We start from the raw sequence: 22623 nt of genomic DNA, 5'->3' as shown, positions 1-22623 counted from the left end.
CTGTCGGGTAACGCGCTGTTCACTGACAGCGTCGATGCCGGTTGGCAGCTCACCCTGCCAGGTCTGGGCAATGAGGTTTTGCTGGGGTGGGACAGTCGAGGCACCGGACGCAAGGTCGAGTACGACGATTTGCTTCGTCCCGTGGTGGTGTTCGAACAGGGCGTGGCTGAACCGCGAAGGGCGGTTGAACGCATGGCCTATGGCGGTCCCGATCATGGCGTCCGGAATCAATGCGGGCAGTTGATCCGTCATGACGACCCTGCCGGGACGGTGCTGTTCGAGGCGTTTTCAATCACCGGCCAATGCGTGAAGCAGGTCCGTCACTTCACCCTGGACCCTGTTGCACCTGATTGGCCACAGTTGGAAGTCGATCGCCAGCGGCTGCTTGAGCCGGGGGAGGGAGCCGCTTCGACGTGGAGCTTCGGTCCGCTGAATGATGTGCTGGAACAGGTCGATGCCAAGGGCAACCGTCAGGCCTTCAGCCTGACCCTTGACGGTCGCTTGCGTGAGACGCGCCTGCAGCTTCAGGGGCTGAGCACCTGGCAAACGCTGGTCAGCGATATCCAGTACAACGCCGAGGGGCAAGTGACGCACGAAACCGCCGGCAACCATGTACAAACAACTCTCCTTTACCGCGCTGAAGATGGCTTATTAATGGAGCGCCGGGCACAGGACGCCAGTGCTCGGTCGTTGCAGCATCTAATCTATGACTATGACCGGATGGGCAATGTCCTGAGCATCGAGGACAAGGCAATGCCGGTGCGTTACTTCGCCAACCAGCGTATCGATCCGGTCAGTCGATTTATCTACGACAGCCTTTACCAATTGATCGAGGCCTTTGGCTGGGAGGCGGGCGGCCCTAACCAGGGACCGGAATCCGTGGGGCGGGCCGATCCGGCGGCGGTCAGCAACTATCACCAGACCTATAGCTATGACGAGGCTGGCAACCTGCTGAAGCTAACGCACGTCGGAGCGCAAAGTCCGGGGCGTGAACTGAAGGCGGCGCGATACAGCAACCGCTGCCTGCCCTGGCGCAACAGCGTGCCGCCCACCGAGGAAGCAATCGCCGCTGCGTTCGACACTCGGGGCAATTTGCTGGAGCTGGATCAGGGACGGTTTTTGACGTGGGATCTGCGTAACCAGTTGCAGTCGGTCAGCCCGGTGGAGCGTGAGTCGGGACTCAATGACCGGGAGGCCTATGTCTACGATGGCGGTGGTCAGCGCGTGCGCAAAATCCGCTCACTGAACACCAATGCCCGAACCGTGGTGGCCGAAGTACGTTATTTACCGGGGGTGGAAATTCGCACCGACAGCGGCACCGCAAAGGTGCTAGAGGTCATCACCGCTCAGGCCGGACTCAACAGCGTACGGGTGCTGCATTGGGAAACCGATCCGCCGTCCGGCGTGAGCAACGATCAGTACCGTTACAACCTGGTTGATCATCTGAACTCCTGCACGCTGGAACTCGCCGATGATGCGCGATTCATCAGCCGGGAAACCTATCATCCGTTTGGTACAACCGCCTGGTCTGCCGGCCCGAACGACACCGATGGGGATTACAAAACCGTTCGGTATTCGGGCAAGGAGCGGGATGCGACGGGGCTTTATTACTATGGGTTTCGGTATTACATCCCGTGGTTGCAGCGTTGGTTGAATCCCGATCCTGCCGGGGATGTGGATGGTCTGAATTTTTATGCGATGGTCATTAATAATCCGATGACTCTTTGGGATGCAAATGGGTTAGCGAAGACTGGAAACTATGAGGTAGAAGTTGGGTTAAAACAGAAGTTGTTGCTGAAAGCGGCGAAATTGAAGAGCAAAATCAGCGTTTTTGATAAGTCATCGGGCAAGTACAAAGAGTCAAATGACTTTAAAGTTGTAGAGGTTGAAATGGAGAGCAAGTATCTGGTGAGTGGCGATGAGGTAAAGAAAAATTTGAGGGACTATAAGAATGTTTATAGTCGCCGCTTGAAAGCTTCGCCGCAAAGAAAGGTGGGAGGGGAAGAGTCTAATGATAGTCTCGGGGAAAGTGTTTCGGGTTACATGTTGCGAAGCGCCAATGACACGTTTGTGGCGGCGTCGAGCACTCTGGATGCCCCGAATATGCATCCTGATACTGTCGTTGAACGACGATTCTTTGCTGTTCTGAAAAGGGCGGATAAGAGCAAGCTACCTGAACAGCGAAAAATTTACGGGTTAACCGAGTTGAGCACTTTTACAGAAAAGGGTAGGACAGAAGTAACTGTTGTTCAAACCATCGTCCACCCTGACACCCAGGGTGCCGAGGAGCGACCGGGGGAGAAAGTGAGCAACGATGCTTCGATGGGAGGACTACCCCACATGCGAGGAGTAGGAACTTACTTGACGGTGCAGTCATTAGCGTCCGTGTCGAAGAGTATGAATGTTACAAAAGTTATAACCGAGGCGATAAATCCACGCTCCGCCAAGATCGCCAGCAAGTTCGGAGCCAAATGGGTCAAAAAAAGCTAAAACCCCCCACCCCACCCCACCCGCTGCGAAAAGGGAAGCGCAGCGGGTCGGACGGGGGCTTCTTGTGTTACAGATCAATCACTGCGATGGTTTTCACCGACACGCCGCGTTCGATTGGCACAGAGCGACGCACTCTATTAATGCCGTTGGTCGGCACTGTAATTTCTGACAGTAGCCGGGAATGTTCACGAACGGTTAGATGACCACTGGTAAACAGGGGCGACACGGGCATGCAGGCCTTGACGATGGGAATGCACCACAAAACACCCGGCTTGTCCGTTGTCGACCCGCGTGGTCTGTCGATCCGTTCGGTTGATTATTGGCGCGAGGTCGAAGGTGACCCCGCACAGGCGCGCATCAATCGCACCTTTCACGATGCCGCAGGACGTGCGGTTGAACAGTGGGATCCACGGCTTTGGGCGCTGAAACAAGAGGAGCCGCTGACGCCCGCCAACCTCACGACGGTGTTTTCGCTGTCGGGTAACGCGCTGTTCACTGACAGCGTCGATGCCGGTTGGCAGCTCACCCTGCCAGGTCTGGGCAATGAGGTTTTGCTGGGGTGGGACAGTCGAGGCACCGGACGCAAGGTCGAGTACGACGATTTGCTTCGTCCCGTGGTGGTGTTCGAACAGGGCGTGGCTGAACCGCGAAGGGCGGTTGAACGCATGGCCTATGGCGGTCCCGATCATGGCGTCCGGAATCAATGCGGGCAGTTGATCCGTCATGACGACCNCTGTCGGGTAACGCGCTGTTCACTGACAGCGTCGATGCCGGTTGGCAGCTCACCCTGCCAGGTCTGGGCAATGAGGTTTTGCTGGGGTGGGACAGTCGAGGCACCGGACGCAAGGTCGAGTACGACGATTTGCTTCGTCCCGTGGTGGTGTTCGAACAGGGCGTGGCTGAACCGCGAAGGGCGGTTGAACGCATGGCCTATGGCGGTCCCGATCATGGCGTCCGGAATCAATGCGGGCAGTTGATCCGTCATGACGACCCTGCCGGGACGGTGCTGTTCGAGGCGTTTTCAATCACCGACCAATGCGTGAAGCAAGTCCGTCACTTCACCCTGGCCCCTGTTGCACCTGACTGGCCGGAGTTGGAACCCGATCGTCAGCGCCTGCTTGAGCCGGGGGAGGGCGCCGCTTCGACGTGGAGCTTCGGTCCGCTGAATGATGTGCTGGAACAGGTCGATGCCAAGGAGAACCGCCAGACCTTCAGCCTGACCCTTGACGGTCGCTTGCGTGAGACGCGTCTGCAACTTCAGGGGCTGACCACCTGGCAAACGCTGGTCAGCGATATCCAGTACAGCGCCGAGGGAAAGGTTGAACGGGAAGTGGCGGGTAACGATGTAGAAACAACCCTCCTTTACCGCGCTGAAGACGGTGTGTTGATGGAGCGCCGGGCACAGGACGGGAGTGCTCGGTTGTTGCAGCATCTGATCTATGACTATGACCGAATGGGCAACGTTCTCAGCATCGAGGACAAGGCCCTGCCGGTGCGTTATTTCGCCAACCAGCGTATCGATCCGGTCAGTCGCTTTATCTACGACAGCCTTTACCAATTGATCGAGGCCTTTGGCTGGGAGGCGGGCGGCCCTAACCAGGGACCGGAATCCGTGGGGCGGGCCGATCCGGCGGCGGTCAGCAACTATCACCAGACCTATAGCTATGACGAGGCTGGCAACCTGCTGAAGCTAACGCACGTCGGAGCGCAAAGTCCGGGGCGTGAACTGAAGGCGGCGCGATACAGCAACCGCTGCCTGCCCTGGCGCAACAGCGTACCGCCCACCGAAGAAGCAATCGCCGCTGCGTTCGATGCCAAGGGCAATTTTCTGGAGCTGGATCAGGGACGGTTTTTGACGTGGGGCCTGCGTAACCAGTTGGAATCGGTCAGTCCGGTGGAGCGCGCTTCCGGGCGCAATGACCGGGAGGCCTATGTCTACGATGGCGGTGGCCAGCGCGTGCGCAAAATCCGCTCACTGAACACCAATGCCCGAACCGTGGTGGCCGAAGTACGTTATTTACCGGGGGGGGAAATTCACACCGACAGCGGCACCGGAAAGGTGCTAGAGGTCATCACCGCGCAGGCCGGGCTCAACAGTGTTCGGGTGCTGCATTGGGAAACCGATCCGCCGCCCGGTGTGACCAACGATCAGTACCGTTACAACCTGGTTGATCATCTGAACTCCTGCACCCTGGAGCTCACCGACGATGCGCGAGTCATCAGTCAGGAAACTTATTACCCCTTTGGTGAAAGCGCCTGGTCTGCCGGCCCGAATGACACCGATGGGGATTACAAAACCGTTCGCTATTCGGGTAAAGAGCGGGATGCGACGGGGCTTTATTACTATGGATATCGGTACTACATACCGTGGTTGCAGCGCTGGCTCAATCCCGATCCGGCGGGGGATTTGGATGGATTGAATCTGTTCTCGATGGTGCTGAACAACCCAATGACGTTTATTGATTCATCCGGCCTGCAACGTGATGAAGTAGGGAGCTACGAAATCAACCTCGGCACGCTTCAGCGGATGGGATTGAAGGCCAAGGCAATGGTCGCAAAAGTCGCGGTATTTGACGATAAAACCAAGGCGTTTAAAACCAGCTCCAAATTCAAAGCGGTGGAAGCGGGCGTGGACACCAAGTACGCCTTTGGCAAAGATGAGTTGAAACGCAGCTTGCTGGATTACAAAAGTGTGTACAGGCAAGCCTTAAGGATGTTTCCGGCCAGATCGGGCGAGGCCCAGAAGAATCTTGAATTAGGAGAATCACTCTCATCTTGGATGGCGGAGTTGGTGGAGGAGAGGTTTCAGAATCCCTGGATTATCGAGCCGGATTCAGGAAGTGCCGAGCCAACAACAATATACGAGGACAGGTTCTTTGCGATTCTGAAAAAAGAGGACAAGCTGAAATCTGCCGGAACCAGGCAAATTTACGCAATCGCCGCGATTTCCACCACTACGCTTAAGGGGGGGGCCAGTAATGATAATGATGTTGAGGCGAACGTGGATATTTTGGTGGCCAACCCCGCCTCCCAGCTGAAGCCAGACGAACTGAAAGAGGCCATAAACGCCGAGCTGATATCGAAAAACATCTCTAATGTACGAGGCGTGGGCAACTTTCTGACACTCAAGTCTTTGAACAGGATAAACAAGACCAGTAAGGTGGTAAAAATCACTACTCAAGCGGTCAACCCACGATCAGCGGCCATTGCCTCGAGATCTGGCGCCAAATTGACGTGATAAAAAAGCCCCCACCCAACCCGCTGCGGATAGGGAAACGCAGCGGGTCGGACGGGGGCTTCTTGTGTTACAGATCAATCACTGCGCGATGGTTTTCACCGACACGCCGCGTTCGATCGGGGTGGAACGACCGTAGATATCTTCAAACCGCTCGATATCGTCTTCGCCCAGATAGCTGCCCGATTGCACTTCGATGATTTCCAGCGAGATCTTGCCCGGATTGCGCAAGCGGTGGACCGAGGCGATCGGGATGTAGGTCGACTGGTTTTCAGTCAGCAGGAACACGTTTTCGTCGCAGGTCACTTCAGCAGTGCCGCTGACCACGATCCAGTGTTCGGCGCGGTGGTGGTGCATCTGCAACGACAGGCACGCGCCCGGTTTGACCGAGATGCGCTTGACCTGGAAGCGGCCGCCCATGTCCACCGAGTCGTAGGAACCCCACGGACGATAGACTTCGCAGTGGGTCTGGGTTTCGCTGCGGCCCTGCTCGTTGAGGGTGTTGACCATCTGTTTCACGCCTTGGACCTTGTCCTTGTGGGCGATCATCATGGCGTCCTTGGTTTCGACGACCACGATGTTTTCCAGGCCGATCACCGACACCAGTTTGCCGTTGCCGTGGATCATGCAGTTTTTGCTGTCCTGAATGACCACATCGCCTTTGGTGACGTTGCCGTTGGCGTCTTTTTCATTCACTTCCCACAACGACGCCCAGCAGCCGACATCGCTCCAGCCCGCGGTCAGCGGTACAACGCAGGCGCGCTGGGTTTTTTCCATCACCGAGTAGTCGATGGAATTGTCCGGGCAGCAAGCGAAGGTGGCGGAGTCGATGTCGACCGTGTCGGCATCCTGCTCGCTGCGTTCCAGGGTCAGCACGCAGGTGTCGTAGATGTCCGGATCGTGTTTTTTCAGCTCTTCGAGGAAACGGCTGGCGCGGAACAGGAACATGCCGCTGTTCCAGAAATAACCGCCGGACTCGACGAACTCGGTGGCGCGTTTCACGTCCGGTTTTTCGACGAAGTGCGAGACGCGGCTGACGCCTTCGGGCAGCAGCGAATCATTGGCCGACTTGATGTAGCCGTAGCCGGTTTCCGGTTTGGTGGCCGGTACGCCGAACAGCACCATTTCGCCGTTTTCTGCAGCGACCGTGGCCAGGGCCAGCGCGCGTTGCAGGGCTTTCTGATCTTCCAGCACGTGGTCGGCTGGCAGCACCAGCATCAATTCGTCGCGACCTTCGTTGACCAGCATCAGTGCGGTCAAGGCCACGGCTGGCGCGGTGTTGCGGCCGAACGGTTCCATCAGGATGCGCTGCACGTCCAGTTTACGGGCGGCCAGTTGCTCGTTGACGATGAAACGGTGTTCCTTGTTGCAGACCACGATGGGGGTGTCCATACCTTCGAACACCAGGCGTTCCAGGGTTTGCTGGAACAGTGTTTGTTCGCCGGTCAGGGCGAGGAATTGCTTGGGGAATTGCTTACGCGAAAGCGGCCAAAGACGTGAGCCACTACCACCTGACAAGATCACCGGAATCATGTTGTTACTCCTTGAAAATCGTATGGGTCAGAGCTACTGCGTTCTGTCGTTTCACTCTTGTTCTTATTCCGTGTCCGGGTAGCCCGTGGGCTACCGACAAAATGATTAGCGCGTCGAAACCGGGCGTTTTACCCAGACTGGCGCCAGGCTGCTGCCGGTGCCGGTCACATACAGCACGGCGGCTTCACCGCGTTCCAGGGCAACCGGTTTTACGTCGCCGACTTTCTTGTCGCCATCGTATAGCGCCAGGCTGACTTTGACCGGGTTGATTTCACGTTCGCCACGGCCCTTGGCGGCCACGGTCGGGACCACTTCGGTCTTGCCGTCAGCGGTTTTCAGGGTCAGGGCCTTGTCGCTGAGGTTCTGCACGCGGACCAGGGATTTCTGCTTGTTCTTGAACGGCGGCTCTTCGATCAGTTGTGGTGCGCCGCTGGCGTTGTTGACCAGGGTGTAATAGTGATCACCGGCCAGTTTCACCGGCAGGGACTGGCTACCGACCTTGGCGCTGTAGTCGCCGCCCGGCATGAAGCTGAAGTCAGTGCTCGACAGCGGCGCGACTTCGGCCAGGTTGGTGGTGCCGACGGTGGCGCTGACTTCAGCGTTACCGGCGTTGTAGACACGTACAAAGCTCGAACCTTTCGGTGCAGTCGGGCCGTAGAGTGCGGCGTCGCCAGCGAAGGCGGACATCGACAATACGCTCATGCCAGCAACGAGTGCGAAGGTCTTGGCGAGACGGCGAGGAGTAGTAGTGAAAGTCATGGTAGTACCTCTCTCTTTCAGTTTTGCGCCCGGTCGGGCGTCTCGGATTTAGTGTTTGCTGCTACGTTTTGTTGGCGAGCGCCGGCTTCTTTGAGCTCTGCGACCCACTGCGGGTCGGCGTCACCGATTTCGTTGTTCACAGGCAGATAACGTTCAGGAAACTCCCAGATCAGCACCTGTGGCGGGCTGTTCTTGAAAGCATCACTTTTCAGATAGCTGAGCATCGGCAGAATCGGGCCATGGCCGTCTTCGGCGTAATTGACCACGTCGCTGTTCAGCGCTTGTTTCAGCGCACCGACGAAGTTCCAGTTGGGGTTGGCGCTGTAGCTGGTGCCGATCAGGGCCACCGGCACTTCAGCGTTGGCGAACAGGGCGTCATCACCGGCAGGCTGGTCTTGCGCCGCGACGGTGTTGCGCTTCTGTAACGGCTCAGGCTTAGGCATCAGGTTTTCGAACAGCGGGTCCAGCGGCAGGAACAACCGCAGGTCGCCCTTGTGAGTTACCTTCTCCGCAGGTTCAGTGATGAAGTGTTGCGGCTCGCCGCTCAGCGGGGTTTTTTCGGCGATGGTTTTGGCCAGGGTTTCAGCAGCGATTTGCGCGCCTTCCGGGGTCCAGTGAGTGTCGGTGCGCAGGAACACTTGCTGACCATCCAGCTTGGCCTTCAGCATCGGGCCGAACAGGTCGGGAGCGAGGATCTTGTTGGCCGCCACATGAGCGTGGAAGTCTTCATAGAGGTTGGCGTGGATGCTCGAAGGCTTCACTTCACCCAGGTGTTCCGGGTACAGGCGAGTCTTGGCCGGCACGATCGCCATGACCAGTTTCACGCCTTTCGCCTTCAGTTCCTGGCGCACGCCTTCAACCAGCGCGTAGTTGCCTTGCAGGTTCAGCTCTTCGTTGACGATCGGGTTGAATTCCTCATCGCTGTACAACCACTGATCGCGGCCGAGCACGACGCCCGGACGACCTTCGTTGAACAGTTTGAAATCCAGCGCAGCCCAAAGGTTGGTGCCCAGGCGCTTGATCGGAAACTCGTCGTCGTAGTGCGTCTCCACGGCTTTGGTCCAGCGGCCGTTGAGTACCGTCGTTTCGGCAGAGGTGCTGAAGCCCAGGAAACTGCGCGTGGACCACAGGCCCAGGACCAACAGCGTCACCATGAACAGGCTGATGTAGAGGATGCGTAATGAGCGGGTCATAGTCAGATCCCTCAGAACTGGAAGTAAAGGAACGGCGAGAAGCTTTGCGCCGAGAGTTTGAAAATCGAGGCGATGAACAGCACCAGTACCAGCGTGCGCATCACGTAACGAGACCAGTCCGCCGTCCAGTAGGCCGGTTGCACAGTCGCTTCAACGCCGACGGTGTAGCCAGGCTCGTGGATGCTGCCCGGGTTGTCGCCCGGTACGGCTTTGATCATTCCAGGCGTCGCGGTGGCCGGGCCATCGGCCTCGACGTTCACAACAGGCTTGGTCTTCTCAGGCGGCAGGTTGGTGTAGAAGTCACGGATGCCGAAGAACGCCAGGGTCATGTAAGCCACTACCAGAGTCGCCACTTGCAGACCGGTGAGACTGGCCGCGTTGAGTTCCGACAGTGACCATTCGCCGAAGCTGAACATCGCGCCGTACATACGACCGGCGACGTGCAGGTTTTCCGAGCGGAAGATTACCCAGCCCATGACCACGAGCAGGAAGGTCAGTGCCCAGCGGATCGGGTTGATGCTGCGCGGCGAGGTGTTCAGGCCGAGGGCTTTTTCGATCGCCAGCCACATACCGTGCCACGCACCCCAGACGATGTAGGTGATGTTCGCGCCGTGCCACAGACCACCGAGCAACATGGTCAGGAACAGGTTGCGATAGGTCATCAGCGTACCTTTACGGTTACCGCCCAGCGTGATGTACAGGTAGTCACGCAACCAGGTGGACAGGCTGATGTGCCAGCGACGCCAGAACTCGGTGATCGACTGGCTGATGTACGGCTGTTTGAAGTTTTCCATGAAGCGGAAACCCATCATCAAGCCCAGACCGATTGCCATGTCGCTGTAACCGGAGAAGTCGAAATACAGCTGCGCGGTGTAGGCCAGCGCGCCGAGCCAGGCATCGCCCGTGGTCGGGTTCTGCAAGGCGAAGCAATGGTCGGCCACCACCGCGAGGGTGTCGGCGATGAAGACCTTCTTGATGAAACCCTGCATGAATCGCGTCGCACCTTCGGAGAACTTGTCGAGGGTGTGGGTGCGATTGTTGAACTGGTCGGCGAGATCGCGGAAGCGCAACACCGGACCGGCGATCAGGTGCGGGAAGATCGCCACGAAAGCGGCAAAGTCGATCAGGTTGCGGGTCGCCGGGGTATCACCACGGTAGACGTCGATGATGTAGCTGATGGACTCGAAGATGTAGAACGAGATCCCGATCGGCAACAGCACGTGGGTCAGTATGAACGGCGACAGACCGACGGAGGTCATCATCGCGTTGATGCTGTCGACGCCGAAGTTGGCGTACTTGAAGTAGCCGAGAATGCACAGGTCGACGGCCACGCCCAGGAGCAACCAGCGTTGTGCCGGTTTGGTCCGAACGCCTGCGGCACCCACTTTGAGGCCGATCCAGTAGTTCCACAGGGTGACGGCTGCGAACAGCGCAAGGAAGTCCACACGCCACCAGGCATAGAACACGTAGCTGGCGATCAGCAGCAGCAGGTTGCGATAGCGTATTCCGCTTAAGTAGTACATGCCGAGAAAGATCGGCAAGAACAAAAACAGGAACACGTTGGATGAAAATACCATCCCGGTCTCTCCATGTTTAACCAACAGTCAAGGGCCAACGGCCCCCCCAAACCCCCCACGGAATTCGGGGGGCAATACGGTGTTTCCTTGAGGGTTGTGGCTGGTCGCAAGACCGACCCTCACCCCCCGCCCTCTCCCCGGAGGGGAGAGGGAGCCTGATCTCAGTCGTTTCGGAACTTGAGATCGGCTCGATATCGCAGGTCGCCGAAGTTCGAACCGCCACCTCGGTCAGTCCCCTCGCCCCTCCGGGGCGGTACGGCGCTCCGGGAGGGTTAGGGTGAGGGGCTGGTTTTCAGCCCCACCACAACTCACGAACCTTTTTTGCCTTTTTCGTTGGCCGGGTCGTAGACCTTGGTCAAATCACCACCCAATCGAAAAGTCTTGAACGGCTGCATCTCGTGTTTTTTCTCAAGCACATCCGGCGAGCAGGTGTAGAGCGAGCAGAACGGTTCGAGCCAGGCGAATTTCGAGTCGACTTTCAGGTCGGTCATGTCCTGTTCCTTACCGTTCTTCTTCTCGAATTCGTCCGGGTCTTTAACCCCGGCCAACACTCGATCACCCAGGCGTTTCAGCGCGCCGTTGTTTTCCTGACGCAAGTCCACACCGTTGACCTGAGCGAAACTGGCGATCATCGCCAGTGGCGGCAGGGCATAGTTGTGGTAGGAGAGGGCGCGTTGCTGGCGCTTGAGTTCGTTGGGCAGGAAGCCTTGGGCGTCGATTTGATTGACGCCGACCTTGTATTCCTTCACGGACCAATCGAACAGATCGCGGCGATTGGTGGCGACCGAAGTGGCCATCACCGACCAGGCGGCCCAGTACGAGTGGTTGTTGGTCTTGTCGAGCGGAAGGTTGTCCCAATCGCTGACTACCTGATCGGCCATTTTGCTGAACCAGGCCTCAATCAGTTGCGACTCTTGCTGATGGTTCGCCAACGGATGGGAGTCAGAGAACTTCAGGCGGATGTACGCCGACGCCATGCTGCCCAACGCCCATTTGCGCATGGACTTGCCGGTGTGGTTGAAGTCCTTGGACATCAACGCATCGGACTTGGCCCAGGCGGTCAACCAGTTCAGGGTGCATTCGAGTTGTTCCGGACGACCGTCACGCATGAACTGCATTACACGCTTGCTGGTGCCGCGTTCCATCTTGGTGATGTCGGCCGTGGTGTCGCGGAAGGCTTTTTCCGAGGCCTCGTTCAGGGTCGAACGGGCCTTGTCGGAACCTTCATATTTGCTGCGAAATTGCAGCGAGCCGGTGTACGGCGTCGGCATCGCGTCGCAGCCTTCGCTCTTGTCGCCGGTTTTGACTTTTTCAATCGGCGCGAAGTACCCCTGTGGCGGGCGCAGTGGCGCGGCGGCCTGAGTCGCACCGGCAAACATGGCCAGGCTCAACAGGGACGGTGCGATCAATCTTTTCAAAGTTCGGGTTTGCATAGTTGCCTCATTGCCCGGTCTGGGCGGTACGCTGCCCAGCGCCAGGGAACACATTGCGTTTGCAGATTTTCGCTTCGACTTTCTGTCCCGCGGCACCTGCTTCAGGGCCCTGGATTTCGACGGCCAGCAGATTCTGCGAGGCCCAGTCTTCGTCCGTGCGCAACTCAAAGGCGAAACGCCCGTCGGTGTCGGAAGTTTCCGGTTTTTCGATTTTGATGTCCTCGTGGCGACCGTTCATGTACCAGAGGGTGGCTTGCAGAGTTTTCACCGACGGATCGGCGAAGCGGATATCAACCTGGTGGCTGCTGTTTTGCAGGTTCAGGTTCTTGCTGTTGACCATCAATTCGTTCTTGCCCGGTTTCAACGTGGTGCTGCCGGTCATCTGTGCATCCTTTCCTTCGCAACCGTTGTCCAGCAGCGCCATCATCTGGCGGTAGATGGTTTCCTGGTCGAGGCGATAGAGCGGCGAGAATTCCCAGATCAGAATCTTCGGCGGCTTCTTCTGGAACTCTTCGCTGCCCAGGTACTGCAGCATCGAACCTTCCAGGCCACCGCCGGGGAACGCCACGTTGAGGATGTCGGCGCCGATGGCCTCTTCGAGGAAACCGGCGAAGTTGTAGTTCTTGCCACTGTGGCTGGTACCGACCAGGGTGACTTCCGGATTGCCGGAATCACTGAACAGATCGCCATCAGCTGCTTCGCCTTTCGGCTCGGTGGTGAACTGATCCATGTACTGGATCGCGTAGCTAGTGCCACAGAGTTGACCGGCCATATTGTGTAACGTTCCGGTCTTGCCCATACGACCCGACTTATGGCTCTCGAATTCACGCTTCGGCACGTCGGCAAAGGCCGGCATTTTCTTGATTTGCTCACCGACGATTTTCGCCGTGCGCTGGGCGCCATACGGCGTCCAGTGTTGGTCGCCCTGGAAGTAGAAATCGTGGGCCGGCAGGGTGTCAGGCAGCGACTCGTTGGTCAGCGGCGACAGGTCCGGCACGGTGTAACCCATGGCGGCGAAACGCCCGAGCATGGTCTTGTAGTTCTTCAAGGCCTTGTCGAAATCGTACTTGGCCTTGTCTTCCGGGTTGAGCTTGTTGCGGTTCACCAGACCACGGGTCGGCTGGTAAACGATGACCAGTTCAATGCCTTTGCTCTTGAACGCATCGTGCAGTTCTTTCATGCGTTTGTAGCCGCCGGGGGTGGTGTCGAACTCGGTGCGCAAGTCTTCTTGCGTACGGAACAACCAGTCGCCCTGGGCCTGCACCAGCGTGGTGAAGTTCTGCTGGTAACGCGTGGTGTAGTTCTTCGCGTCGTGGGCTTCCGGACACAGGTTGCAGCACGGTTCGGCACTGAAGGCTGGTGCTTTGGCTTCATCGGCACGAGCGCCGGCGCTGGCCGCGAGAATGCCGGCGGTCAGGGCCGACAGGCTGAGTAATTTGATCAAGTGTGGGTGCATAAAATTATCCTCAGTCCCGCAGTTTGGTCTGGCGTTCGACAGGGTCGATCAGCACGGCTTTCTGCTGGCGCACCAGCAGGTCGAGAATTTCATCCTGGCGTTCGCCGAGAATCCCCGAGAAGCTGATGCCGCTGGATTTGGTCGGCGCGAGCATGGACACGCGATACAACTCCACGCTCAACGGCGAGTCGATGGACAGCGGGCCGCTGCCGTTGCCGGCCAGTTCGCCGCCGACCACGATCAGGGACACCTGGGCATCGAATGGGTCGAGCTTGATGTCCCGGTCGGTGTCGCTCAGGTCCTTGATGTGCCCGTAGACGCCGGTCAGGCCGTTGGCCATGGACAGGTTTTCGTAGAGGCGGATGTTCACGCTGTTACGAATCCGGATGCCGTGGCGTCGGTTGCTGATCACCTTGTTACCCCACAGCAGATTGTCGGCACTCTCGTAGAGGGTGATGCCGTCAGTGTGGTTCTTGTAGATCTCGTTGTAGGCGATCAGGTTGTTGACGCTGTTACGGTCGATCACCAGGCCCGACAATTTGTTGTCGTAGCTGCGGTTGTTGAAGATGAAGCTGTCGTTTACTTCACGGGAAATAATGATCCCGTGCTTCTTCTTGGTCCCGAACACTGTGTTGTCGGCAATGATCAGACCGTGGGAACGGTCATGCGGGTCAATGCCGTAGACGATGTTGTCTTTGTAGGTGTTGCCCTTGACCACAAAGTCGCGGGTTTCGTAGCAGTAGAAGCCGTACCACATGTCCGAGAACTCGGAGCCGACGATCCAGCCGCTCGGTTCAGGGCGCTTGAGCACCTTGGCCATGTTCGGCGTGTATTGGGAAATACTCACGCCATAGGACTTACTGTTGGCGTAGCCGAAACTGGCGATCTTGCTGTTGGCGATGTAGGTCTGGGTGCCGCCCCAGGACAGCAGGAACGGACGGAATTCCTTCGGCGACTTGAAGGCCGCCGGGCCGTTTGCCTTCTCGCTCCAGCCAGTGATTTTGGTATCACGCACAAACAACTGGCCGTCGTTGACCAGGAACGACCCTCCCTCTTGGGACAGGCGCAGTTCCTGGGTCTGCTTGTCGATTTCCAGGATGCCTTTCTCACCCACCACGATCGGCAGCTTCGCCAGGAACACACCCGGCGAGGTTTCGCTGAAGTACTGCTTGGGTACTTTCTTGGCCAGATCCTTGAGGTTCATGTAGCCGTCGTCGATGAAAATCGCCTGTGGGATACCGTGCTGACGCACGACCCATTCGGCCATCTTGTTATCGCCGCCGATGAAGTCCTTCAGGGCGTTTTCCTGCATCATCCGGCGCACGCTGATTTTGCCGGGCTTGGTGCGCACGACTTTCGCGGCGATGGCTTCGGCGGTGTAGCCGGAGGTGTCCGGCAGTTTCGGCTTGGCCAGCTCCAGCGGCGCAGTCGGGGCGCTGCTGACGGTGTAGGTCTTGGCCTGTTGCAACCCTTTTGCAATGGTCGCCGGTTGCCCTTTTTGAACGGGCGAGGCCGGCTCCACTGTGGCGAAGGCTGCCGTGCTGGCCAGCAACATCGCGCCGGCCAGCAAGGTTATTGAGCCTCTCTTCGGACTGTTCATGTCAGGAACTCCCTTAGCGGTTCGCATCAGAAGCGCCAGATCACGTCGATAAACGCGCGGTGCATGTACGAGTCGACGCCTTTGCCATACGCATCGCCGGGCTTGAACACACCGCCACGCAACCGCACCAGGGCCGAAGGCTCATCGATCGACTGGCTCAAGGAGGCGGGCAGCAGGCCTTGCTTGAAGTACTTGGTGACGACCACGTCCATTTCCTGGCCGAGGTCCTTGCTACCGTCTTCCAGCGGCAGGGACGTGCTGGAAAGAATCGCGCCGGTCGCGTCGTCGGTGTTGTTCTCGACGGCGTTGATGCCATTGCTGCCGACTGGCTTGTTACCGTCGACACGCCAGAATTTGTGGTAGATCACACTGGCGTCGTATTCATCGTTGAGCATCCACGAACCGAACAGAGTGGCGGACTGCATGTTTTGCATTTCGCCGCGGAAAGCCTCGCCGAAACGGTGAACACGCGAGCGCGTACCGGTGTAGTTTGAACGGTTGCTTTCCAGGCCGTTCTGTTCGTAATTGGCGCTGGCGCGGGCATACGCTGCACCGACTTGCCATTGCGGATCCAGGCGCAGACGCACGCCCAGGTCAGTGGCCCAGCCGTCGACGTCGCCGCTGGTCTTGGCTTGGGCCGGCGCGGTGCCGTCGGCGTTCAGCGGGTTGACCTTGTCGCGGTCGCCGCTCATGCCGGTGACGCTGCCCCAGTAGTTGACGGTGTTGGTGTTGCGCCAGTTGTAGGCATCGCTGTCGGCGGTAAGGCCGAGCCAGCTGATGTCGCCATTCTGTTTCTTGTCCAGGGAATCGGCGGGAACACCTGGCTGCGCGTAGTCGAGCTTGCCGTCATCGTGGGTGTGATGACCGCGAATGCCGACCCAGTTGCCCGGGGTCCACTGATACGACGCATCGGCGTAGGCGTGCAGGCGATCCTTGTCTTTTGGGGCCAGCTCGGTGAGGTCGGTACGGTATTCGCTGAAGCGTTCGGCGACACCGGCGTTGGCGCGCAACAGGGTGGTGTCGAAGGTCCAGTTCAGCGCTTCGATGTTGGTGTCGCGCCATTGACCGTCGTCGTTGTGCAGGCGCTGGCGCCCGAGCTTGAGCATCTCGCCGGGGTAGGGCGTCAGGCCGCGGTAGCCGACCCAGAACTCACGCATCGCCAGGTAGTTTTTCTTGGTTTTGCGATCACCGCTATCGGTGGACTGGGTGCCGTTGCTGTCGGACTGTTGCAGGGTGTCCGTCTCGATGATGTCGGTGGCCGTCACGGCCTGCCCCATGGCATAGGCGCTCCATGCACCGCTCTCGCCATAAATCCATGGACGCAAATCGAGGCCGACGCCGTTGACGTCGCCGCCGCTCGCCGTACCGAGGTCAGTGTCGTCTTCGGACTGTGCGGTGACTTTCACGTCAAGGCCGTAGTTCTTGCTTTCCGTCAGGGCCGCCAGGGTCGGGCACGACCACAGCAGGGCGAATGACAGGCCAATACCGGCCTTAACGAATGGATTCAACTTCATAGGGATTCCTCGCCGTCTTCTTCTTCCAGGGCATGCAGTTCCAGCGTGTTCTGACTCAAGGCACCACGAACGGCCTGTTCTTGTTTCAACAGGCGTTGGGCCTCGGCGAGCTGGGCAGGCGGCAGTTGGGCTTCAAGTGTTTGTGCAAGCTCGGTGGCTTGCGGGGTGTTCTGGGCTTTGGCCAATTGGCTGAAGACATAAGCGTTAAGCGGGTCGGGCCGGGTGCCCTTGCCTTGGGAGAACAGTTGGGCAATGGCGAAGTCGGCGCTGTTCTGGCCGTTACGCGCAGCCTTGAGCAGGTGGTCCAGCGCTTTCTGCGAATAGACCTTGCCCAGGTAACCGCGACGGTAGATCTGGCCGAGGTAGTAATCGGCGGCCACTTCTCTGTCGACGGCTTTCTTGAAGTGTTCTTCGGCGACCTTCGCGTCGGCCGGCACCATTTTGCCTTCGTAGTAGAGCTTGCCCAGCAACAGTTCAGCGCGCGGCTGGTCGGCGGCGCGGCCGTTGTCCAGGTACTTCATCATCAAGTCGACGTCACCCAGTTCCGGGAAGTCGTAGAGCAGCTGCGCCAGGCTGACCCAGGAAGCGGGGTAGCCGGGTGCGATGCCTTCGAGCAGCGACTGGGCGGTTTTCTCGTCGGTCGTGCCCAGGGATGCATCGCCCAGTACGCGGGCCACGCTGTCCACCCGCTGGGCGGAAACCGCGCCGCGAGCCTGAGCGGCTTGCATTTGCTTGATCAGCTCGGCCTGTTTCTCTGGCTGGGCTTTTTTCTGATAGACCGTGGCCAGTTCGACGTAGCAGATGTCGGTGGTGTTCAACGCGGCTTTGCAGATCGTCTCCACTTCGTCCAGGTGCTGGTCGTAAGTGCCCTGGGTGCGATAGAGCAGCACTTGGGCCAGACCCGCTTCCGGCTTGCCTTCGGCGCGCCATTGGCTGATCTGCTGTTGCGCGTTGACGTTCGGGAAACTGTGCGGGTATTGCAGGTACAGCATCGCCAGCGGGATCAGGGTGTTGCCTTCACCATTGGCCGAGGCTTTTTTCAACAGGCCTTCGGCTTCGTGCTGTTCGGCTTCGGTGGAGCCGGGTTTGGCCACCAGCAGACGACCCAGGCGAGCCTGAGCTCGCGGCGAGACACTGGCCGCAGCGCGATAAGTCGCCTCGGCTTTCTTGATCTGCGCCGGGTCACGGCTGTCGACCTGGATATCGGCGAGGCCAACCTGTGCTTCGCTGTAGCCCAGGTCTGCCAGTTGCTGGTAATTCTGCGCCGCCAGCGTGGTATCACCGCGCTTGAGGGCTTCGTTGGCCAGACGCTGGTCGGGCAGGCCGGCGCATCCGGCCAGGGCAATTGCCATGGCCAGAGTCAGCGGGACTGGCAGGATTCTGAGTGGGCTAGTCACGGGCATGTCCTCTTTTTTTAACGACCGGCGGCCATGGCTTTGTCGATCAGCCAGTTCAGGTTCGGACCACGGGTGGCGTTGACTTCAACCGGGCGACCGGCGAATTTGCTGTCCAGCGGCTCGTCAGGCTTGATCATCACGCGGATGTCGGACGACAGGTCGGCGCTTTTCAGGCTGGTGCTGCTGACGATCGTGCCGGAGCGGGTTTTGTCTTCGCCGGCGATCTGGAAGCTGACCGAGCTGCCCGGCAGCACGTCGCCGAACTGGCGATAGGTGAAGCGCGCTTCAACGTTGGCTTCGCTGTTACGCGGCACCAGTTGGAAGATCACGTCGCCCTTGCTGGCGTACTGACCGTTGGCGACCATTTGCTGCGCTACGGTGCAATCGCACGGCGACGTCAGGGTGCCGGTCATTTGCTTGCCGAACAGTTCTTCAACCTTGGCCGGTTGTAGTTGATTGTCGTCAAGATGGCCCTTGAGCACATCGAGCATGCTGGTGCTGAAGGTTGCCAGCGGCGCGCCTTTGGCGGCAACGCCGTCGGCCTTGATCAGGCTCTGCACCGTGCCGTCGCGCGGCATGGTGATGTTCATGCCCGCTACGCTGACCAGACCGGCCTGGGCGTGGCTGACGAAGTACATGCCGTACACCGACTTGAAGATGAAGCCGAATGCCGTCAGACCGACGAGGAAAATCGCGAGGCTGAAGGTCACTGCACGCAGGCGACCGAACGGGGTCATGCCGTGGCCGCCATCCTTGTCCTTGCGCGCTTTGGTGAAGTTGTCGCGTTGCAGGGTGGCCAGCACTTCACCCATGGTGACGATGTCGCCGGCCAGGTGCGAAGTGATCAGGTGGCGCAGGGTGGAAATATCCTGGGATTCGAGGTTCTGGAACTGGCAACCGGTACGACCGGTTTCGCGGTCGTGGGAGCGCACCAGTAACTCGACGTCCATGGCCAGGCCGAGGTTATCGATGACGAACTGCAGGCGAGCCTTGTACACGTCGCCGACTTTCAGAGGCAGCTGACCGGCATTGAAAGCCAGGCCGCCAGCGGAAAGGTCGATGACCCGAGCTTCTACCGGGGTCCGGTCAGGACCGTAGAAGCGCAGCTTGGCCGGGATTTTTACCCGGGCGTGCTGACGCTGGGCTTCTGATTCATGCACTACGTTGGCGTTGACGGCGGTATTCATATGGACGATTTCCTAGTTAATTCAGGCGAGTTCGGTCAGACCATCATCAGCAGCACAGCAACAAAAATGCTGCCGGCGGAGAAGGTCATGGTCCGAGACGACCAAGTGTTGAACCAACCTTGAAAGCTGGCGAGATCACGGGTCAGGGAAGTGGGCTGGCGACTCCAGGACTGTCGGTCGAGGCGGAAGAACACGTAGATTTTCACCAGCGCGCCGACGATCTGGTTGTAATAGAGAATCGCAGGGTAGGCCGGGCCGATCGTGTGACCGGACAAAGACAGCAGCACGGTCAGGATCAGGCGGGTAATGCCGATCCACAGCAGGTAAACCAGGATGAACGCAACGCCGTACTTGAAGGTGGCGATGAGCGCGACGGTCAGGCCCAGCAGCGACGTCCACATCGACACACGCTGGTCGAACAGCACCACCGAAGTGAACAGGCCGAGACGTTTCATCCCCAGGCCCAAGGCGCGGGAGTTCTGCCGCAGGTTGTTGCCGTACCAGCGGAACATCAATTTGCGACTGGCCTTGATGAAGCTTTTTTCCGGTGGGTGTTCCACGGTGTGAATGGCGGCGTCCGGCACATAAAACGTGTCGTAGCCCAGGCGCATCAAGCTGAACCAGCTCGACTTGTCATCACCGGTGAGGAACTTGAAGCGACCCAGGCGCCAGTGTTGCAGCGAGTCGCTTTCCACGTCGGCGATGAAGTCCGGGTTGGTCACCACAGTGGCGCGGAATACCGACATCCGTCCGGTCATGGTCAGCACGCGCTTGGACAGGGCCATCGAGCACATGTTGATGTGGCGCTGGGCGAATCGCAGTTTGTGCCACTCGCTCATGATGTAGCCGCCGCGCACTTCGCAGAACTCGTTGGTGGTCAGGCCGCCGACATTGCCGAACAGCTGGAACCACGGCACGGTCTTGAGCACGACGCCTTCGGCGAGCACGGTGTCGCCATCGATCACTGCAACCACTGCGCGATCGTCCGGCAGGTGGCGGGAGATGGCGCGGAAACCGTAGGCCAGGCCGTCACGCTTGCCGGTGCCGGGAATGCGCACGAAGTCGAGCTTGACGCGAGCCGGTGGATTCATTTTGGTCCAGAGGCTTTTCACCAGCTTCTCATCGGACATTTCCACGATGGAGCAGACCATGGTGGTCGGCAGTCCGCAGTCGATCGCTTCGCGAATCACCGAGGCGTAGACCTGGGCGGTGGTCAGCGCGTCGATACGAAAACTGGTGACCATCAGAAACACATGGGACGGGTCTGCCGTTTTACCCAGCTTGCGCACTTTGCGCCGCAGGTGCGGGTAGACCACGTACAGAAACAGCATGCCGCGCAGAAAGTGCGTAGCACCCATCGAGTAGCGCCAGATACCGACGATACCGATCAGGAAGATGAAGTCCTTCGACTCGGAGTCGAACGTGGACGCAGGCAACGCCATGGCGATGCCCATCAATAAACTTAGGTAAAACAGCCAACCGGCGACCTGAAGTAGGCCGTGCTTTAGCCTGTGCATAATCTGCATCCGTCTCTATCTCGGGCGAGCCTGTGGGGTGGCCCGATGGGGTTAAGGCAGGCTTACGAAAACTGGCGACATCCGGTCTGGATGACGCCAGAAATCCTGTAGGAGCTGGCGAAGCCTGCGATCTTTTGATCTTTCGCTTGAAACTCAAGTGGACCTGGAAAGATCGCAGCCTCGTTTCACTCGACAGCTCCTACGACCGCATTACCAGCAGATGCCTTCAGTCCGGCCACTCACGCTGGTGGCTTGGGACATGAAACCGACCAGGTCGATCACTTGCTTGCCGTGTGGAGCGTTCTGCGCCAGGGCGCGGAATTTCTCGTCACGGTTACCAAGGATGATCACGTCGGAGTTGTTGATCACGTCGTCGAAATCGGCGTTGAGCAAGGACGAGACGTGAGGGATCTTCGACTCGATGTAATCCTTGTTCGCACCGTGGACACGGGCGTATTCGACGTTGGTGTCGTAGATGCTCAGGTCGTAGCCCTTGCCGATCAGCATTTCCGCCAGATCAACCAGCGGGCTTTCGCGCAGGTCGTCAGTACCGGCCTTGAAGCTCAGACCCAGCAGGGCGACTTTGCGTTTGCCGTGGCTGGAGACGATGTCGAAGGCGTTCTGCACCTGGGACTCGTTACTGCGCATCAGCGAGTTGAGCAGCGGTGCTTCCACGTCCAGGGAGCCGGCGCGGTAGGTCAGGGCGCGAACGTCCTTCGGCAGGCAGGAACCGCCGAACGCGAAACCAGGGCGCATGTAGTACTGGGACAGGTTCAGCGTCTTGTCCTGGCAGACCACTTCCATCACTTCGCGACCATCGACGCCGACAGCCTTGGCGATGTTGCCGATCTCGTTGGCGAAGGTCACCTTGGTGGCGTGCCACACGTTGCAGGTGTACTTGATCATCTCGGCGACGGCGATGTCCTTGCGGATGATCGGCGCGTCGAGTTCTTCGTACAGCGATTGCAGAACGTCGCCCGAAGCCTTGTCGAACTCGCCGATAACGGTCATTGGCGGCAGGTCGTAGTCGGCGATCGCGGTGCTTTCACGCAGGAACTCAGGGTTCACTGCAACACCGAAGTCGACACCGGCTTTCTTGCCGGAGCAGTCTTCGAGGATCGGGATCACTACGTTTGCCACAGTGCCTGGCAGTACGGTGCTGCGAACCACGATGGTGTGACGGGTGGTCTTGTCACGCAGGACAAAACCGATCTCGCGGCACACAGCTTCGATGTAGTTCAGTTCCAGGTCGCCGTTCTTCTTGCTCGGCGTGCCGACGCAGATCATCGACAGGTCGGTGTCGCGAATCGCTTCGGCGAAGTTGGTCGTGCCGCGCAATTTGCCCGTCTCGATACCCTTCTGCAGAAGCTCGCCCAGACCCGGTTCAACGATCGGCGATTTACCGGCGTTGATCATATCGATTTTGTCTTTGGCAACATCGACGCCAACGACGTCATGGCCCCGTGCAGACAGGCAACCGGCACATACTGCGCCGACGTAACCCAAACCAAATATGCTGATGCGCATCGCAATTACCTCTGTGTTTATCAAGCCATTACATGGCCGGAGTTAATGGTGTTCAGCGGTGATAGTGCACTCGGAAGTGCGCCTTAAAGGCGTCACAATGCCGCGTGCAGGCATATAAGTTCCGAGTGTCTAAATAAATGCACTCAAGATGTGCGCAACTAGGCTTTTATTGTTATGGCGTGCCCTGTTATGCAGCAGGTCTTCT

Annotated in this window: 14 protein-coding genes and 1 pseudogene; 3 read left to right on the top strand and 12 right to left on the bottom strand. The window is 58.7% G+C overall.

Annotated elements, in window-relative coordinates; all coding sequences use genetic code 11:
• The 3 genes and pseudogenes from EAH74_RS30275 to EAH74_RS30265 form a co-directional block, all read left to right on the top strand.
• A partial coding sequence (locus EAH74_RS30275; protein ID WP_140683837.1) for an RHS repeat domain-containing protein occupies positions 1–2490 on the top strand: 2490 nt, incomplete at its 5' end.
• Between the two features lie 245 nt (positions 2491–2735).
• A pseudogene (locus EAH74_RS34030) lies at positions 2736–2963 on the top strand (hypothetical protein); the annotation flags it as partial.
• 452 nt (positions 2964–3415) lie between these two features.
• Positions 3416–5728 (top strand): RHS repeat domain-containing protein, encoded by a 2313-nt coding sequence (locus EAH74_RS30265; protein WP_240050585.1) that lies wholly within the window; start codon positions 3416–3418, stop codon positions 5726–5728.
• 78 nt (positions 5729–5806) lie between these two features.
• Here the strand turns inward: EAH74_RS30265 and EAH74_RS30260 are convergent, their stop codons facing one another.
• From EAH74_RS30260 to EAH74_RS30205, 12 genes are all read right to left on the bottom strand, one after another.
• The gene (locus EAH74_RS30260; protein ID WP_123365348.1) at positions 5807–7258 is read right to left on the bottom strand and encodes a mannose-1-phosphate guanylyltransferase/mannose-6-phosphate isomerase; all 1452 of its coding nucleotides are present in this window, start codon (positions 7256–7258) and stop codon (positions 5807–5809) included.
• Between the two features lie 105 nt (positions 7259–7363).
• Positions 7364–8017, bottom strand: coding sequence for an alginate O-acetyltransferase AlgF (locus tag EAH74_RS30255; RefSeq protein ID WP_129438307.1), 654 nt, complete (start codon positions 8015–8017; stop codon positions 7364–7366).
• A 17-nt stretch (positions 8018–8034) separates the two neighbouring features.
• Entirely contained in the window at positions 8035–9210 is a 1176-nt protein-coding gene (locus EAH74_RS30250; protein WP_140683836.1) for an alginate O-acetyltransferase, read from the bottom strand.
• An 11-nt stretch (positions 9211–9221) separates the two neighbouring features.
• The gene (locus tag EAH74_RS30245) at positions 9222–10787 is read right to left on the bottom strand and encodes an MBOAT family O-acyltransferase (RefSeq protein ID WP_140683834.1); all 1566 of its coding nucleotides are present in this window, start codon (positions 10785–10787) and stop codon (positions 9222–9224) included.
• 308 nt (positions 10788–11095) lie between these two features.
• Positions 11096–12220 (bottom strand): mannuronate-specific alginate lyase, encoded by a 1125-nt coding sequence (locus EAH74_RS30240; RefSeq protein ID WP_140683833.1) that lies wholly within the window; start codon positions 12218–12220, stop codon positions 11096–11098.
• A gap of 7 nt (positions 12221–12227) precedes the next feature.
• On the bottom strand, positions 12228–13676 hold the full coding sequence (locus EAH74_RS30235) for an alginate O-acetyltransferase (RefSeq protein ID WP_140683831.1): 1449 nt from the start codon (positions 13674–13676) through the stop codon (positions 12228–12230).
• Between the two features lie 10 nt (positions 13677–13686).
• A complete protein-coding gene (gene algG / locus EAH74_RS30230; RefSeq protein ID WP_140683830.1) occupies positions 13687–15276 on the bottom strand; it encodes a mannuronan 5-epimerase AlgG in 1590 nt (529 codons plus the stop codon).
• Between the two features lie 26 nt (positions 15277–15302).
• A complete protein-coding gene (locus EAH74_RS30225) occupies positions 15303–16790 on the bottom strand; it encodes an alginate export family protein (protein WP_140683829.1) in 1488 nt (495 codons plus the stop codon).
• Entirely contained in the window at positions 16787–18193 is a 1407-nt protein-coding gene (gene algK / locus EAH74_RS30220) for an alginate biosynthesis TPR repeat lipoprotein AlgK (protein WP_140683827.1), read from the bottom strand. The genes EAH74_RS30225 and algK overlap by 4 nt, the downstream gene beginning before the upstream one ends.
• A gap of 11 nt (positions 18194–18204) precedes the next feature.
• Positions 18205–19374 (bottom strand): alginate biosynthesis protein Alg44, encoded by a 1170-nt coding sequence (locus EAH74_RS30215; RefSeq protein ID WP_140683826.1) that lies wholly within the window; start codon positions 19372–19374, stop codon positions 18205–18207.
• A 35-nt stretch (positions 19375–19409) separates the two neighbouring features.
• Positions 19410–20891, bottom strand: a complete 1482-nt coding sequence (gene alg8 / locus EAH74_RS30210) for a mannuronan synthase (RefSeq protein WP_430539809.1) — start codon at positions 20889–20891, stop codon at positions 19410–19412.
• A 210-nt stretch (positions 20892–21101) separates the two neighbouring features.
• The gene (locus EAH74_RS30205) at positions 21102–22418 is read right to left on the bottom strand and encodes a nucleotide sugar dehydrogenase (RefSeq protein ID WP_123365359.1); all 1317 of its coding nucleotides are present in this window, start codon (positions 22416–22418) and stop codon (positions 21102–21104) included.
• Between the last annotated feature and the right edge of the window lie 205 nt (positions 22419–22623).

This window comes from Pseudomonas mandelii, assembly GCF_006438925.1.
GTDB lineage: Bacteria > Pseudomonadota > Gammaproteobacteria > Pseudomonadales > Pseudomonadaceae > Aquipseudomonas > Aquipseudomonas mandelii_C.
Note: the sequence above shows the minus strand (reverse complement) of the source record. Positions and strands in the feature narration are given on the sequence as shown.

Coding starts and splice junctions, on each gene's coding strand:
- EAH74_RS30265 (WP_240050585.1), top strand. CDS start 3,416: ATGGCCTATGGCGGTCCCGATCATGGCGTCCGGAATCAATGCGGGCAG.
- EAH74_RS30260 (WP_123365348.1), bottom strand. CDS start 7,258: ATGATTCCGGTGATCTTGTCAGGTGGTAGTGGCTCACGTCTTTGGCCG.
- EAH74_RS30255 (WP_129438307.1), bottom strand. CDS start 8,017: ATGACTTTCACTACTACTCCTCGCCGTCTCGCCAAGACCTTCGCACTC.
- EAH74_RS30250 (WP_140683836.1), bottom strand. CDS start 9,210: ATGACCCGCTCATTACGCATCCTCTACATCAGCCTGTTCATGGTGACG.
- EAH74_RS30245 (WP_140683834.1), bottom strand. CDS start 10,787: ATGGTATTTTCATCCAACGTGTTCCTGTTTTTGTTCTTGCCGATCTTT.
- EAH74_RS30240 (WP_140683833.1), bottom strand. CDS start 12,220: ATGCAAACCCGAACTTTGAAAAGATTGATCGCACCGTCCCTGTTGAGC.
- EAH74_RS30235 (WP_140683831.1), bottom strand. CDS start 13,676: ATGCACCCACACTTGATCAAATTACTCAGCCTGTCGGCCCTGACCGCC.
- algG (WP_140683830.1), bottom strand. CDS start 15,276: ATGAACAGTCCGAAGAGAGGCTCAATAACCTTGCTGGCCGGCGCGATG.
- EAH74_RS30225 (WP_140683829.1), bottom strand. CDS start 16,790: ATGAAGTTGAATCCATTCGTTAAGGCCGGTATTGGCCTGTCATTCGCC.
- algK (WP_140683827.1), bottom strand. CDS start 18,193: ATGCCCGTGACTAGCCCACTCAGAATCCTGCCAGTCCCGCTGACTCTG.
- EAH74_RS30215 (WP_140683826.1), bottom strand. CDS start 19,374: ATGAATACCGCCGTCAACGCCAACGTAGTGCATGAATCAGAAGCCCAG.
- alg8 (WP_430539809.1), bottom strand. CDS start 20,891: ATGCACAGGCTAAAGCACGGCCTACTTCAGGTCGCCGGTTGGCTGTTT.
- EAH74_RS30205 (WP_123365359.1), bottom strand. CDS start 22,418: ATGCGCATCAGCATATTTGGTTTGGGTTACGTCGGCGCAGTATGTGCC.